Source organism: Lacihabitans sp. CCS-44 (assembly GCF_024343735.1).
In the GTDB taxonomy this organism is placed as follows: Bacteria; Bacteroidota; Bacteroidia; order Cytophagales; family Spirosomataceae; genus Leadbetterella.
Map to the genome: position 1 here is coordinate 194287 of NZ_RJUE01000066.1, position 16164 is coordinate 210450.

At 37.4% G+C, this 16164-nt stretch carries 11 protein-coding genes and 1 riboswitch; of the genes, 6 read left to right on the forward strand and 5 right to left on the reverse strand.

The window, feature by feature from the left end; translation table 11 throughout:
• Nucleotides 1-95: 95 nt before the first annotated feature.
• The 3 genes from EGI26_RS20835 to EGI26_RS20845 all read left to right on the forward strand — a co-directional run bounded on the left by EGI26_RS20835 (nucleotide 96) and on the right by EGI26_RS20845 (nucleotide 5791).
• Nucleotides 96-3260, forward strand: a complete 3165-nt coding sequence (locus EGI26_RS20835) for a SusC/RagA family TonB-linked outer membrane protein (RefSeq protein ID WP_255081012.1) — start codon at nucleotides 96-98, stop codon at nucleotides 3258-3260.
• Nucleotides 3261-3272: 12 nt separating this feature from the next.
• Nucleotides 3273-4769 carry a RagB/SusD family nutrient uptake outer membrane protein gene (locus EGI26_RS20840; protein ID WP_255081013.1) on the forward strand — a complete coding sequence of 499 codons (1497 nt, stop codon included), beginning with the start codon at nucleotides 3273-3275 and terminating at the stop codon, nucleotides 4767-4769.
• A gap of 275 nt (nucleotides 4770-5044) precedes the next feature.
• Nucleotides 5045-5791 carry a DeoR/GlpR family DNA-binding transcription regulator gene (locus EGI26_RS20845; protein ID WP_255081014.1) on the forward strand — a complete coding sequence of 249 codons (747 nt, stop codon included), beginning with the start codon at nucleotides 5045-5047 and terminating at the stop codon, nucleotides 5789-5791.
• Between the two features lie 158 nt (nucleotides 5792-5949).
• Here the strand turns inward: EGI26_RS20845 and EGI26_RS20850 are convergent, their stop codons facing one another.
• The 4 genes from EGI26_RS20850 to EGI26_RS20865 form a co-directional block, all read right to left on the reverse strand.
• On the reverse strand, nucleotides 5950-8175 hold the full coding sequence (locus EGI26_RS20850) for a TonB-dependent receptor (RefSeq protein ID WP_255081015.1): 2226 nt from the start codon (nucleotides 8173-8175) through the stop codon (nucleotides 5950-5952).
• A 129-nt stretch (nucleotides 8176-8304) separates the two neighbouring features.
• Nucleotides 8305-8401, reverse strand: a riboswitch (TPP riboswitch).
• Between the two features lie 33 nt (nucleotides 8402-8434).
• Nucleotides 8435-9025 (reverse strand): hypothetical protein, encoded by a 591-nt coding sequence (locus EGI26_RS20855; protein ID WP_255081016.1) that lies wholly within the window; start codon nucleotides 9023-9025, stop codon nucleotides 8435-8437.
• A 57-nt stretch (nucleotides 9026-9082) separates the two neighbouring features.
• Complete coding sequence (murB, locus tag EGI26_RS20860) at nucleotides 9083-10105, reverse strand: UDP-N-acetylmuramate dehydrogenase (protein ID WP_255081017.1); 1023 nt, start codon at nucleotides 10103-10105, stop codon at nucleotides 9083-9085.
• A 109-nt stretch (nucleotides 10106-10214) separates the two neighbouring features.
• On the reverse strand, nucleotides 10215-10799 hold the full coding sequence (locus EGI26_RS20865; RefSeq protein WP_255081018.1) for a DUF1684 domain-containing protein: 585 nt from the start codon (nucleotides 10797-10799) through the stop codon (nucleotides 10215-10217).
• A gap of 208 nt (nucleotides 10800-11007) precedes the next feature.
• On the opposite strand from EGI26_RS20865, the gene EGI26_RS20870 reads away from it, so the two are divergent.
• From EGI26_RS20870 to EGI26_RS20880, 3 genes are all read left to right on the forward strand, one after another.
• The gene (locus EGI26_RS20870) at nucleotides 11008-13233 is read left to right on the forward strand and encodes an NADP-dependent isocitrate dehydrogenase (RefSeq protein WP_255081019.1); all 2226 of its coding nucleotides are present in this window, start codon (nucleotides 11008-11010) and stop codon (nucleotides 13231-13233) included.
• Between the two features lie 370 nt (nucleotides 13234-13603).
• Entirely contained in the window at nucleotides 13604-14722 is a 1119-nt protein-coding gene (locus EGI26_RS20875; RefSeq protein WP_255081020.1) for a sensor histidine kinase, read from the forward strand.
• 113 nt (nucleotides 14723-14835) lie between these two features.
• Nucleotides 14836-15471: a response regulator transcription factor gene (locus EGI26_RS20880; protein ID WP_255081021.1), complete on the forward strand. Its 636-nt coding sequence runs from the start codon at nucleotides 14836-14838 to the stop codon at nucleotides 15469-15471.
• Here the strand turns inward: EGI26_RS20880 and EGI26_RS20885 are convergent.
• The gene (locus EGI26_RS20885) at nucleotides 15443-16144 is read right to left on the reverse strand and encodes a hypothetical protein (RefSeq protein WP_255081022.1); all 702 of its coding nucleotides are present in this window, start codon (nucleotides 16142-16144) and stop codon (nucleotides 15443-15445) included. The two genes, EGI26_RS20880 and EGI26_RS20885, sit on opposite strands and share 29 nt — an antisense overlap.
• Between the last annotated feature and the right edge of the window lie 20 nt (nucleotides 16145-16164).

A 16164-nucleotide genomic window follows, 5' to 3' on the forward strand; every position in this document is an offset into this window, starting at 1 on the left:
CTTTCCGAGATTTTAAAATTTAACTTGGATGTCAAAAGCTGTGAATTTTACTTTGCAGTGTTTTTATTATTAACAAACTATTAAATAATTCTATTATGAAGAAAACTCTCCAACTTATTTTGGGGCTGTTGTTTTTGGTTGGGTTAAATGCATCCTTTGCCCAAACCAGTAAAGTAACAGGAAAAGTCACTTCTGCTGACGATGGCTCAGGACTACCAGGAGTGTCTGTACTAGTGAAGGGTACTACCAAAGGTACTCAAACTGACTACAATGGTGCTTATTCCATTGAAGTAGCTTCTAATCAAACGCTTGTATTTACGTTTATTGGAATGCAACAGCAGGAAGTATTAGTAGGTGCCAAAAGCATGATTGATGTTGCCTTGCAAAACGACGACAACCAACTGGAACAATTGGTTGTAATTGGTTACGGTACACAATCAAGAAAGGATTTAACTGGGTCTATTTCTACTATCGCAGGTAAATCAATTGCCAAAGCTCCAGTTCAGAGTTTCGACCAGGCTCTTCAAGGTAGAGCGGCGGGTGTTAACATCACTACTCCAAATGGTGTATTGAACAACCCCCCAGTTATCTTTATCCGTGGAGTAAACTCTATCAATATGAGTTCGTATCCATTGATAGTGATCGACGGAATTCCTGCATTTACTGGAAACAACGGTGCGAGCCAGGCTTCTAACAACCCTTTGAGTAATATCAACCCAGAAGATATTCAGAGTATTGAGGTTCTTAAAGATGCCTCTGCGAGTGCTATCTATGGCTCTAGAGCAAGTGGTGGTGTTATTTTGATTACTACCAAGAGAGGTTCTTCAGGTAAAAGCAAGTTCAATTTTGACTCTTGGGTAGGTGTCACACAGCCTTTCAGACTTATTGATGTTCTGAATGCTGATGAGTATATGACCATTAAAAACGAAGGAGTTAAAAATCTTAACGAAAACACGCTTATCAGAACAGGAAAAGCAGGTACGAACGTTGAAGGCTTTAAGCCAATGAGTATTAATGGCGAAACAGTTGACACAGATTGGTATGACTATGTTTACAGAACTGGTTTCTCTTACAACAACGCTATGAGCTTCTCTGGCGGGACAGATAAGACTTCTTACTATTTCTCTTTAGGTAATACCAAGCAGAAAGGTATGTTGGTAAACAACGATTTCTCTAGAACAAATGCAAGAATCAATGTTGATCATAAAGTGTTTAAAAACTTCACAGTTGGTGTAACTTTTGGATATTCAAATAACTTCAACTCAGCCCCGAACTCAGGTTCGTTTGGTTCAGGATTCTCCATTGCTGGTTTAGGTCGTTTGCCGTTGGTATTACCTCCAAACGTGCCAGCTTTATTGGCTGACGGCTCTTACAACCTCGCTGGTGCGGGTATCGGACCAGGAGCTAACCTCAACCCTGCCACTGGTGGGCAGTTAGTGACTGGATACTACAACCCTGCTCCAATCTTGGACTTGAATAGATTTTCATCGGAAGGTAACGAAGTACAAGGTAGTGTATTTGCTAACTTAAATCTTTTGAAAGGTTTAAACCTAAGAACACAGTTTGGTTTGAATAATATGTCTCTTGAAGATCAAATTTTCTATGCTGGTATAGCTGGTGACGGATTCTCAAGTACAGGTTCAGCAAGTAATTACTACAGAACCAACAAGCGTTGGAACTGGCAAAATACTGCCCAATACGACATAACTCTTGCTGATAATCATAACTTATCACTATTGGTGGGTGGTGAGCAGCAGCACAGTACTTTTGACAGATGGGGAGCTAATAGAACCATCTTGGCAGATGCATTCTTTACTACTTTCCAAGGTAACTTTACCAACATCGTTCCAGACGGTAACGGCCAAGGAGAAAACTATTTATTGTCTTATTTCAGCAGATTCAACTATAATTTCGGCAGAAAATACTTTGCTTCGGTAAACTTTCGTAGAGACGGATACTCTGCATGGGCTCAGAAATGGGGTAATTTCTACGGTCTTTCATTGGGCTACATAGTATCTGAGGAAGCTTTCTGGAAAAACAGTCCTTTGTTGAGCAAAATCAACTTCTTCAAGGTTACTGGTAGCTACGGAGAGGTGGGCAATAGCCAAGGTGTTGGCGATTTTGCTTCTCTTCAGTCTTACTCATCAGGTCTTAATATAAACGCTGCCACGCTTTACTATAGTGGAGCGGGTAACACGGCATTAAGTTGGGAGACTTCTAAGAAAACTGATGTTGGCTTCACTTTCGGAGCATTGGATGACAAACTCACTGGAGAGTTTGCATATTACAAAAATCTGGTGGACGGTTTGATAATGAGTGTTCCTCAGTCTCCTTCAAAAGGTATTCCTGGAAACTCTATATTGGCTAACGTAGGATCTATGCAAAACACAGGCGTTGAACTTAGTTTAACTTACAGTGCCATCGCTAAGAAAGACTTCACTTGGAAAATAACGGGTAATATTACCACTCAGAAAAACGAAGTATTGGCACTTACAGGTAGCGAAGGCGAGCGTATTGGTACTGCCACTTCAGGCTTGGAGACTTCTAATTACACAACCGTTGGTAGATCAGTGGGCGAAATCCTTGCTGTTCCTACTTTGGGTGTAAATCCTGAAAATGGAAGAAGATTAGCTAAGAAAAAAGATGGTACTATTGTACAGTACGACCACTTAGGTACTGGATGGACTACGTTAGAGGGAAAAACTGTAACAGCTCCAAGTCAATTGGCCGATGGTGAGTTTTATGGTCCAGTACTTCCAAAATGGTACGGTGGTTTAGACAATAATTTTACATACAAAGCTTTTGATTTGGGCATCTTTACGCAATTCTCAGGTGGTAACTACATCTATAACGGTACCAAAGCTGGCTTGAGAGATCAAAGATTCTGGAACAACCATACTGACATTTTGAACAGATGGACTCCGACTAACAAAGAAGGCACAGTGCCGCGTATTGTTTACGGCGACAACGTATCTAATGGTTCAGCATTGGTAATCTCTGAAAACGTAGAAAAAGGCGATTTTCTTAGAATCAGAAATATTGCCCTTGGTTACGCATTCAACAAAAGTCTTTTGAATAAAATTAAAGTGTCTAACTTGAGACTTTATGGTCAGGTTCAAAACGCTCTTCTTCTTACCAAATACACCGGCATTGATCCAGAAATCTCATCAAATGGGCAAAGCAACACTGGTATGGGTATTGACAGAAACTCTGTTGGCCAGGCTAGAACTTATACAATCGGACTTAATGTAGGCTTCTAAAAAATGTTAAAAATGAAAAGAAAATATCAAAATATATTGAAAAAAGCTACGCTAGTAGTGGCTATTTCAGGAGCTCTAGTATCTTGTCAAAATGATCTTTTGAATCCAATACCAGAAACACTGTTTTCTGACCAAGTAGTATTCGACACCCCAGCAAGAATTGAGTTACAAGCCAACGGTTTGTATCAATACATGAAAAACGGTGCCTTTTTAGGTGGTAGATACCAAGTTTATGGTGATATCCGAGCCAATGATTTTTTGAATCGTACCAGCAACTCAGTAACTGGTATGCAGGTTTGGAACCATACCCTTACTGAAACATCAACCAACGATGTTATCAACTTGTGGAACAATGGTTATGCCGCAATTAATCAAATAAACGTATTTCTTCAAGGAATGGAAGACAACACCGCAAAGTTTGTACTTCCCACTTTTCCAGCTGACTTTGGTACCAAAGCCAACCAATACAAAGGAGAGGCAAGATTTCTTCGTGCCTTGGCTTACTATAGTTTGGTACAATATTATGCAAGACCTTATACCGACGGAAATGGAAGTAAGCCAGGTTTGCCAATGCGACTGAAACCTGAAAAAAGTTCAGAAAACAATGATTTGGCAAGAAGTACAGTTGCTGAAGTTTATGCTCAAGTTCTTGAAGATTTAAACTTTGCTGAATCAAACCTTCCATTGACTTACACTGCCTCAGAAGCAAAGGTAACGAGAGCTCATAGAAACGCTGCCATTGCTTTAAAAACCAGAGTTTACCTTTCAATGGGTAAATATGCAGAAGTAGCAACAGAAGCTGCTAAGATTGTTGGCCAAACCTCCGCTCCATTTTCAGCAACAAGTGGGATTGCCCACAAATTGGAAGCTTCAGTGAAGTCTGTTTTTGCTCTTCCTCAAGAGACTGCCGAAAATATTTTTGCATTTGGATTTAGTACTCAAAATGCTCCAGGAACACAAAACCCTGTGGCCTTTTACTACATGCCAACAAGTAAAGGTGGTAATGGAGAATATGGTTTAAACAAAGCCGGAATCATAGCCGATACTACGGCTTTTGGTCCAAAAGACGTAAGACGTGATTTTATATTGACAGATGCTACCGATACTTATTGGATGAAATTCTCATCTCCGTCCCCATTTTTGGACAAAGCCCCTGTTATTAGATATGCTGAGGTTTTACTAAGCCTTGCAGAAGCTAAAGTGAGAACAAGCAATACCGTAAATGCTGAAGCTATTGCCCTCCTAAATGCCGTAAGAGGCCGTTCGGATGCTTCAAAAACGTATTCAGCTGCAAGTTTCGCTACACCACAAGCATTAATAGATGCTATTTTGTTGGAAAGAAGAATTGAGTTTTTGGGCGAAGGATTAAGAAACAATGATCTAATGAGATTGTTGGCTACAATTCCTGCTAAAGCATCAATAGGTAGCGTAGAACCATCTTCGATTAATTATATCTGGCCAATTCCAAATTCAGAATTACAGGTTAACAAATTGATGTCTAGGAATTAAAATTAATAATTCTTGCAGTGCTCTAAAGGAGGTTGATTCATCAGCCTCCTTTTTTTATACCCCTAAAACAAAAAAGACCCCAGCATAGCCAAGGTCATTTTGATTCATCATAGGTTCTATTAAATTTCTTTCTTACTTGAGTGATGCAAATTTATGCAAAGTTTTTTTAATTGTGCAAATATTATATGCAATATTTTGCAAAAACTTGCAAATATTTTCAATAATTGCTATTTTTACCCCATTCAGTTCATTATTTTGAGAAAAGCAACCCTAAAATGCTAAAAGAAGAAAGACAACAACTCATATTGGAGCATTTAAAAACGGCAAAAAAAATCAACTTAGGTGACCTAAGCAACATGCTTACAGTTTCTTACGACAGTGTCCGTCGTGATGTTATTGAGCTAGAAGATAAAGGTTTACTGAAAAAAGTTCATGGCGGTGTCGTGTCCAATAGCTACCTAAATATCTTGTCGGGCCAACGCAAAGGCGTAAAAAAAGGCGGCGACCTAGAAATAGTTATCAAAAAGGCCTTAAAATTTTTGAAGAACAATCAGATAATTATCTTGGATGGCGGCACCACGAACTTCTTTTTGGCCGAACAAATACCGAAAAATCTTACACTCACAGTAATAACAAATTCGCCTCCATTGGCAATGGCACTAAACGATCACGAAAACGTGGAAGTTATACTGCTTGGCGGCCGGTATTACAAAAGATACCAAATAGCCATGGGACCTGAAGTGAGCAATCAGCTAAAAAGATTCTATGCTGATCTCTATTTTATGGGTATAAATGGTATTGATAAAACCAAAGGCCTTAGCTTAAGAAACTATGAAGAATCTATACTGAAACAACAAATGATGTCTTCTGCCAAAAGCACAATTTGCTGCGTAGTGGAAGAGAAAATCGGAGTTGTAGAAGCATATCAAATCTGCCCTATTTCTAAATTAAATACCTTAGTAACAAACCTAGAACCGGATAGTATTGATTTATTGGGTTTTGAAGGAGTTGAAAAAGTATGATTTCTTGTATGTAGTGGTCAGACGATAATCGAACCTGAAAAGAATCATTCATTTTTGATACTGAGCTATTATATATTACGCTTCTAATTATAAAATCAAAAAAACACCCCCATCCAATAAAATCAGAAGAGGGTGCGGTTATTCATAGCTATAAAAAATCAGAATCTTAGTCTCATTCCTGCCAAAAAGTTGATACCTGCTTGCGGAAACACAAAGTTCTCGGTAATTCTTCCGCCGTACAGATAACTGTAAGTATATCCGTTAGATTCGTACTCATGATTAAGGATATTATTCACCATTAAGCTAAAGTTCAACTCTTTAAAAGCTTTCATTTGAGGAGTGAAGCCTACTCTTAAATCATTTACAAAGAATGCGTCCAATTGCCTATCATTTGATGAAGTGTTATCCAAAAACTGACTACTCACGTACTTTGGCAACAAACTTATTTCAAGGCTTTTGACTGGATGAAAATTTAAACTACCGCCCATTATGATGTTTGGAGAAAAAGAAATGTCGGTGTCTTTCATGTTGTTTACAAGCTCAGGGCTTTCGTCGTAACTTGGCACCACTTCTATAAAATCGGCGATTTTGTTTTGACTAAATGTCGCATTGGCAGCTATCGAGAATTTTTCCGATAATTTTCCGGCAATTTGTAATTCTATACCAGCTCTGTAGCTTTTGGCTACATTGGTTCTGATAGCTTCGCCAGTATTGTTTATCTTACCCGTCAAAACCAATTGGTCTTTGTAGTTCATAAAATACAGATTCGCCTCTCCTTTCCAATTGCTCACTCCCATTCTTATGCCCCCTTCAAAATCATGAAGCTTTTCGGCATTTGGCACAGCTGGAGCATTGTCTACAAAATCTTGTCTACTTGGCTCTTTTGTTCCTTTCGCATAGCTCAGATAAGTGGAGGCGTTTTTAGTGATTTGATAAGTCAAGCCAAACTTCGGATTGAAGAAGCTATAGTTATTCTTGTAAGACAATTGCTGTAGAGCATCCGCTGTGCCATTCATACCAAAGTTCACTGTTCTAACTTGCAAGTCTCCATAAATGTCCAATTTCTCGTTCAATTTATAAAATAGTTTTCCATAAATATTTGCATCTGTTTTCAAACTATTATTGAAGTAATATCGGTATCTGATGTTACTTTCTGAAGCATATTTAGCCCAAACTATCTCGCCAAAGTGGTCGCCGTCGTATTTATTCCAACCACCCCCAATATTCCCTTTCAATTTCCCTTCACCTTCATAGTCAAGCGACCAAACTGCACCATAAAAATCATTATCCAACCATTTTCTTCTGATCAAATCTGTCCTTTTAATTTCAGTTGCACCAATTTTTATATTGGACAAACCATAAGCCGAAAACTTCGCATCAGCTTTGTATTGTTCATAAAAACCTAATCCCTTTGTATAATGCAAAGTTGGATTGAATCTCCAGTTTTTGTTTAATTGCCACGAAGTAATCAACTGAAAATGACTTTGTTGGTAGTCATCCACCTCATTTTCGTAATTATAAAAATTAAATTTTCTTCCACTCGAAAGCATATCCTTTTTGAAGGCTTCATCATAATAATTTCTTTCGATAAAAGCATCTAAACCAGCAACGTTGCCTTTGGCTAAAGATTCAGGAATACCATTCCACGACTGATAGGTTTTTTCATGACCAGAAAAAGCATTCAATCTTATGAAAGAGTTTTTCATATAATACCCCCCTGACAAAAAATAAGATTTGAGGTCGGAAGAAGCTCTGTCCACAAAACCGTCAGAAGCGATTTTTGAGAGTCTGGCATCAAAAACAAATTTATTGTTTAAAAGCCCCGTGGAAGCCAAAAAGTTGGTTTTCAATGTATTGAAAGAACCTGCAGAAGTGTTTATCTCGCCAAATGCATCGCGATTGAGCTGCAAAGTGTTTACATTAATACTTCCGCCAAAAGCACCAGCTCCATTGGTGGATGTACCTACGCCTCGCTGAATCTGAATACTTTGAACAGAAGAAGCAAAATCTGGCATATTGACCCAATAAACCCCCTGCGACTCTGAATCATTGTAAGGTATTCCATTTAAAGTGACATTGATTCGAGTTGGGTCGGTTCCTCTAATTCGAATGCCTGTGTAACCCACACCAGCACCGGCATCAGAACTTACTACCACAGAGGGCATTTGGTTGAGCAAAAATGGCAAATCCTGACCTAAGTTTTGTTTCTTAATTTCTTTCTGCGAAACATTCGAGAAGGCCATTCCAGAAGTTTCTTTTGCCCTAGTAGCGTTTACCACTACTTCGTTGAGCGTATTGACATCTGTAGAGTCTTTAGCCCTTTGGCCAAGTAAATTAGTGTTTGAAATGAGGACAAAGAGTCCAATAAAAGATAATTTTTTCATAACAATTTTTGAAAAATTATTACGAAGCAGATAAAGGAGCAAAACGCTGTCTTCGGGTCTTATGACCTTGTTAAACTTAATTTTACTATTGAAATTTCTGAGAAATTTTAGATTTTAACCGGTATCAAATCAAAAAATCTTTCAAATCCCTTCGTCGGTACTAGCCGCATCAGGTTCAATGGGTATGATCTCAGCCCGCTGTTTTCAGGCACCCCTTTTATGAGATTTCATTGCAAATGTATAAGGTTTTTTTCTAATATCAAGCAGATTTTTTAGAATTCGCCATTCCAAGACTCAATAATCCACCGGCAGTTAAGTAGTGAAAAATATCAATGGTGATATCTTCTTTACCAAATATTTGAGCCCTGAATGTACCTATTGCAAAAAATGCTACACCAACCAAAAGCCAAACAGAAATTATACTTTTTCCCATGCTAAATCCTAAAATGGCTAAAACAACAACCAAACTCATGGCCACAATGGGCACCCAAGCTCCTACCTGACTGATACCAAAGCCTTCTGAAAGTACGAACAAAAAAAAGCCCAGCGTAAGAAGTGAGTAGCAAGAAATTTTATTTAAATCTTTTCCGGAAATCAAAGCAAAAGTAGCTCCAACCAATCCTACACCGCCTGTGATGGTAGCGAGCTTTTGAAAAAACAATGAGATAGGGTTGGCGTCGGGAAAACCAGCAAAAGTAATGGCTCCAAAAATAGCGGCCGCTGTTACAGAAAGTACAAAGGACTCCCAAAGTACGGTACTGGTGAGATTTAGTCTGGATAAATACACAAAGAACACATAAAGGCCAGTAGCGGCTAATATCAAATCTGAAATTACGTGGCTTATTTGCATTGAGTTTTTAAGGTTTATATCTTCAAAAATAATTATTTATTGAGCTTTTTTTGAAAATTAAGAAATAAAATTAACCTCTGGAGTAATTTTTATGCCAAATTTATCAAAAACTGATGTTTGAATTTTATAAGCTAAATCAGCAATTTGTTGCCCTTTGCCGCCACCATAGTTGACCAACACCAATGCTTGCTTGGTATGCACTCCAATATCTCCAATACGCTTACCTTTCCATTCTGCTTGCTCTATTAACCACCCCGCTGGTACTTTTACTGTATTTTCGTCAATTGGATAGCAAGGAATTGCTGGATATTGCTGTTTTACGCTTTCATAAAGCGTCTTTTCTATCTCAGGGTTTTTAAAAAAACTACCAGAATTGCCTATTTCTGCTGGGTCTGGCAATTTACTTTTCCTGATAGCTATCACGGCATCGCTTATTGCCTTCACGGAGAGTTCTTTAACGCCCATTTGGTCTAAAGTATCCCTTATGGCACCGTAAGAAACATTAAAAACTGGCTTTTTTGAAAGTTCAAAACTCACACTTAGTATTACATATTTACCCTTGCCTTCGTGTTTAAAGTAACTTTCTCGGTATCCAAAATTACATTTGTCTTTATCAAAAACTTCGATTTCAAAATTCCACAAGTTCAAGGCTTCCAGCTCCACAAAAACATCCTTTACTTCTACACCATAAGCTCCAATGTTTTGCATAGGAGCTGCTCCCACAGTTCCAGGTATTAGCGACATATTTTCAATACCAGATAAGTTTCTTTCGATAGTTTCTAAAACAAAAGAATGCCAATTTTCACCGCCGCCTGCTTTTAAAACTACCTTTTCTGTATTCTCTGAAACTACTTCAATACCTATAATTTCGTTTCTTAAAACTAAGCCATCATAATCGTTCATCAGCAAAATGTTGCTGCCGCCTCCCAAGAATAGTTTTTTTTCATTCTTGTATTTATGGTCAGACAGAATTTCTATCAATTCTTCCACCGACCTGAAAACAGAAAAATATTTAGCTTTGGCTTCCAGTCCGAATGTGTTGTAAGGTTTTAAAGAAACATTTTCTGAAATTTCGGGCATTTTATTGGGTCTAAATTTTGGTGCAATTTAAGAATTTTTATTTGAAAGCTTTTTTAAAAACACATTGCCAAATATATATCATAGACAGCTGAATAAGTTTAAAGGAAATTCAATGCCCATTAAGTGGCACTTTTTCCCCAGCTTCTATTTTGACTTTTAGGTGATTTTCTTTTGGAGGAATCGGGCAGTTCCAGCCGTCTGAAAAAGCACAATATGGATTGTAAGCCTTATTGAAATCTATTATAACATTTCCGTCTTTAAAATCTTCTGTATCCATATCCATATATCGGCCACCACCGTAAGTTTCTTGCGGAGCGGTGGGGTCTTTGAAAGGCACAAATACCAAGTTTTTGTAAAGTGGCAAAACAGGCGATGGTCGATAAGTCATAATCTTATGCTTTTTCCCATCTACCATAAAACTCACAACAGCAAACTCTGTATAATCTTTGATTTTAACACCTGAAGTCGGCACAGAAATAGTTTTAGGTTTGCGAGGTTTCTTATAAGTTGCAATTATCTTGAAACGCTCGTTTGCTTCGTAAAAATCCTGTTTTTGATCTGGAAACCTACCATGAGTTTCAACCATGTATTTCTCTCTGTGCTTACTTAGTTCGGCGGCATAATCTTGACAAAATCCAGTTTTAAAAACCAAAATTGTAAACAAAAAAGACAGTGACAACAGTATTTTATTCATTGAAATTAAACTTTTGTAAGATTCTGATACCATTATGGCATTTTTTGAAATTCTTCGAAATTTAACAAATGAATTTGAAAGTATATCACAAATTTTTCAAGAGAATTATTAACTTTGCAATATCAAATTTTACATAGAACCTGACCAAATTTTAAGCTTCGGTTGAATTGTTTTCTTAAAATTAGTCTTCAAAATCTCCTTATCTTATATGACACAAGTAGCAAAAATAATTTACACTATTACAGACGAAGCCCCAGCTTTGGCTACGTACTCGTTTTTACCAATAGTGGAAGCATTCTCGAAACCCGCCAATGTAGTAATCGAAACCCGCGACATTTCTCTTTCGGGTAGGATACTTTCGGTTTTTCCTGAATACTTAACAGAAGACCAAAAAGTAATTGACGACTTGGCTTATTTGGGTGCATTGGCTACTGCTCCAGACGCCAACATTATAAAATTGCCAAACGTGAGTGCTTCTATGCCTCAGCTAACGGCCGCCATTACTGAGCTACAAGATAAAGGATACAAAATACCAAACTATACCGAAGAGCCGACTACAGACGAAGAAAAAGCCGCAAAAGCCAAGTACGATAAAATAAAAGGAAGTGCAGTAAATCCAGTACTAAGAGAAGGAAACTCAGACAGAAGAGCTCCAAAAGCGGTAAAAGAATATGCCCGTAAACATCCGCATAGCATGGGTGCTTGGAGTGCTGACTCAAAGTCACATGTAGCTACTATGGCAGAAGGTGATTTTTATGGAAGTGAAAAATCGGTGGTTGTTGAAAAAGCAACTTCTGTAAAAATAGCTTTTATAGATGCCGCAGGAAATGAAAAAGTATTGAAAGAAAAAACTGCTCTTAAAGACGGTGAAATAATAGATACATCGGTAATGAGCTTGAGTAAACTAAAGACCTTTATAGCTCAAGAAATAGCAGACGCAAAAGCTGAAGATGTGTTATTTTCGATACACCTAAAAGCTACCATGATGAAGGTTTCTGACCCTATTCTATTTGGTGCGGCAGTTTCAGTATTTTTCAAAGACGTTTTCGAAAAACATGCTGCATTGTTTGACCAACTGAATGTTAACCCAAACAATGGCGTTGGTGATTTGTTGATAAAACTCGAAGGATTAGATGCTGCTCAAAAAGCAGAAGTTTTGGCGGATATTGATGCCGCTTATGCTAAAAACCCAGCATTGGCTATGGTGAATTCAGACAAAGGAATTACCAATCTACATGTTCCGAGTGATGTCATTATTGATGCCTCTATGCCAGCAGCCATCCGTACTTCTGGCCAAATGTGGGGGCCAGATGGCAAAGGAAAAGACACTAAATATGTAATTCCTGATCGTTGTTATTCAGGTATTTACCAAGTTGTGATAGATTTTTGCAAGAAAAACGGGGCCTTGAATCCAGTAACAATGGGAAGTGTATCAAATGTAGGTTTGATGGCTCAAGCTGCTGAAGAATATGGCTCACATGACAAAACATTCCAACTGTCGGACAATGGAAAAGTTGTAGTAACTGACGAAGCTGGTGCAGTTTTGATGGAACAAGCTGTTGAAGCTGGAGATATATTCCGCATGTGCCAAACCAAAGATTTGCCCGTTCAAGACTGGGTAAAACTGGCTGTAAATCGTGCTAAAGCTACTGGAACACCAGCCATTTTCTGGTTGGATAGCAACAGAGCTCATGATGTAAACTTGATTGGCAAAGTAAATACTTATTTAAAAGCTTACGATACCACTGGCTCAGACATCAGAATCATGTCGCCAATGGAAGCTACGCAGTTTTCGTTAGAAAGAATCGTTCAAGGCTTGGACACGATTTCAGTAACAGGAAATGTATTGCGTGACTACAACACCGACCTTTTCCCTATTTTGGAAGTAGGTACTTCTGCTAAAATGCTATCAATAGTTCCGTTAATGAATGGTGGCGGATTGTTTGAAACCGGTGCGGGCGGTTCTGCTCCAAAACACGTTCAGCAATTTTTAGAAGAAGGATATTTGCGTTGGGATTCTTTAGGAGAATTCTTGGCATTGGCTAGTTCTTATGAGCACCTATCCAATACATTTGGTAATCCTAAAGCTCAAATATTGGCTGATACTTTAGATGAAGCAACTGGCAAATTCTTAGACAACGACAAATCTCCAGCACGTAAAGTTGGACAAATAGATAACCGTGGTAGTCATTTCTATTTGGCATTGTATTGGGCACAAGCTTTGGCGACTCAGGATAAAGACGGAGATTTGAAAGCCATTTTTACGCCAATCGCGGCTGAATTGACAGCCAATGAAGGCAAAATAGAAGGAGAATTGGTAGCCTCGCAAGGCAAACCACAAGATACTGGTGGATACTACAAGCCAGTGTTCGAAAAAGCATCGGCCGCAATGCGTCCAAGTGCTACTTTCAATGCTATTCTGGCTAAGATTTGATTGAAATTTAAGATTGTATAAGAGCCTCAGAATATAATCGTTCTGGGGCTTTTTTTTGCGTGTTTTTGGAACACAGATTGGACTGATTTGCACAGATATTTTTGCAGACTTTGCGAGAAATACTGAAGATAAACATTTACTAAGTGTAAAATTCTTTATAAATCCGTGTAAATCCGTGATACTTGTACCGTGTCATCCGTGTTCAATTTTAAGCCAATTGATATAAAAAAATCCGTGTAAATCCGTGCTACTTGTATCCGTATCATCCGTGTCCCATTAACGCAAGCATACATATTTTCGAATAAATTTTATTTAACGGTAAAATATTTTTCTTAATTTGTGACACTGAACCCTTTAAGACTATTACGAATTGAGATTCCCACTTTTCAAAATACGCTATAAATCACAAATAGAATTTACTCTTCATCTTGGGCTGAGTTCTTTTAGGCTATTATTTGTATTTCTTTGTTTTTCTTTTCAATTAGCCTTTTCCCAAAATAATTCGCCCAATATCTATGCAAAAGGCCTTGGGAAACAAAGTTTCGTAAATGAAAAAAAAGACTCAGTTTCTATAAAAGGCTTAGAAAACATCATAGACATAGAGTTTTCTCAAAGAAACGATTCTATTTATTATCAACTCGAAGGTTTTGATTCAAAAATATTTACTGCCGCCTTTCCAAAAATCAGATATACAAATTTGAGTGGTGGAAAATACATTCTAAAGTATCGCCTTTCAAGCCAAAAGGAATTCAAGAACATTAAAATAAACATTGAAGAAGCTATCTGGCAGAAATGGTGGTTTTTCCCGATGATTGCATTTTATGTGCTATTGGTTATTGGAATCGGAATCTATTTCTTTTTCCTATACAATTTCCGTCAAAAAATGAAAATGCAGCAACTTCGCAACAAAATCTCCTCGGATTTGCACGACGAAGTGGGTTCCAATCTTAGTAGTATTGCCATCTATACGCAGGTGCTCAAAAAAGGCCTCAAAGATTCTGAGCTTTTACCCATTTTAGATAAAATAACCGCAAATTCGAAAGAATCAGTAACCTTGATGCAAGATACCGTGTGGGCATTAAACCCTAATAACGATTCTCCTGAGCGACTTTTTAAGCGGATAGAAGCCTACGCTAAAGAAATTTTGGCCGAAAAAAATATCAGTTATTTTCAAGAAGCAGACATTTCGTTTGAAAAAATCAAACTAGATATGGAAGACCGCAAAAACCTGTATTTGATATTAAAAGAAGGCATCAATAATATCGCAAAACACTCAGAAGCCACCAAAGCCACTTTGACTGTTTCAGAGAAAAATCAAAAGATATTTTTTGAATTAAAAGATAATGGGGAAGGATTTGAAACCAATAAAGAAATCGAGGGTAATGGCCTGAGAAACTTTAAAGAAAGAGCTGCGGAATCAAATTTTGAATTGAAAATTGAAAGTGATAAAGGTAAAGGAACTGTACTTTCTATATGTCTCTCTCACTAGAATTAGGGATTTTTTAGAATTGAAAACTATGCCAATTTTGTAGAAATAAATAACACAGAATGGTTGCTTTTTCAACAGCGTATTTACAACAAATAAAACCTAAACCCAAGCAAATGATTAGAGTAGCCTTATTTGAAGACAACAAAAACTTTAGAGAAAGTTTGTCACTTTATTTGGCTAGTTCGGAGAATATTTGGATGACTGGCTCATACCCTGACGCCAGAGAGGCGGTTTCGATTGTGAAAAAGCAAAAACCTGATGTGATTTTGATGGACATTGAAATGCCATACATGAATGGCATACAGGCAATGATAGAAATCAGAAAGGCCGTTCCCGATGCTAAAATCCTTATTCAGACAGTTTTTGAAGACGAAGACCGGGTATTTCAGGCAATTTGTGGTGGAGCATCTGGCTACATCATAAAAAACCCTGACCCAGAAAAATATGTACAGGCCATAGAAGAAGTGAATGCAGGCGGTTCGCATTTATCGCCAGCCATTGCGGCAAAAGTGATGCAGATGTTTCAGAACCAATTTGTGAAAAAGGAACCGACATTTGTGGACCTAACGGCTCGTGAAAAAGATGTGCTGGGTTGTTTGGTAAAAGGCATGAGTTACAAAATGATTGCGGATGCATGTAGCATAAGTTATGCAACGGTAAACACACACGTGAAGCACATATATGAGAAATTACACGTAAACTCAGCACCCGAAGCCATCATCAAGGCCATAGAGATGCGATTGGTCTGAAGGGTTGGGTTCTTAATTTATAAACTCCAATGGCCCATAGTGTGTAGGTGATGGGGTCAGCGACCTGATAAACTGTTCCAAAAATAAAACCTAAGTTGTCTGAAAATGGAGTAACAGCTTTAAAAATAGGTAGGATTATTAAGTTTGAAACATTGATAATAAAAAAGCCAATATTAAACCAAAATGAGGGTTCATTTTTAAAAGATTTTAACTTAGTAGACTGAGATAATTTGGTATGTAATACTAAAGCTAAAAAAATTGCGATAACGTTTTTTAGTGGAAATAGAAATACCTGTTCAAATGGTTTTTTATAAAAAATTTCATATCCAAATTGGAAAATATTTAAAATGACAAACACCAAAATAAAAGGGATAATTATTTTGTTTAGCAAATTATTTTTTATCGATTTTAAATAAAATACCGAAGGAAGTGTTGCAGCCAAAATAGCATAGACATAATTAATCCATTGTGAGTTTTGAGAAGTTTTGGAAAGATATGGGCTTATTCCTTCAATAATAGCGTACAAAACAAATGTTAGAAATAAAAAGAAATAAGTATCTCTAAAATGTTTGGAATTTAAAATAGAAAAAAAAGCTAGAATTATGAGGAATGCTGTACCAAAATTACCTGAATTAAGATATATCGCATACAGTGTTTTAGAGTAAAGTAGCATGATTATAATAATGGTTTAAC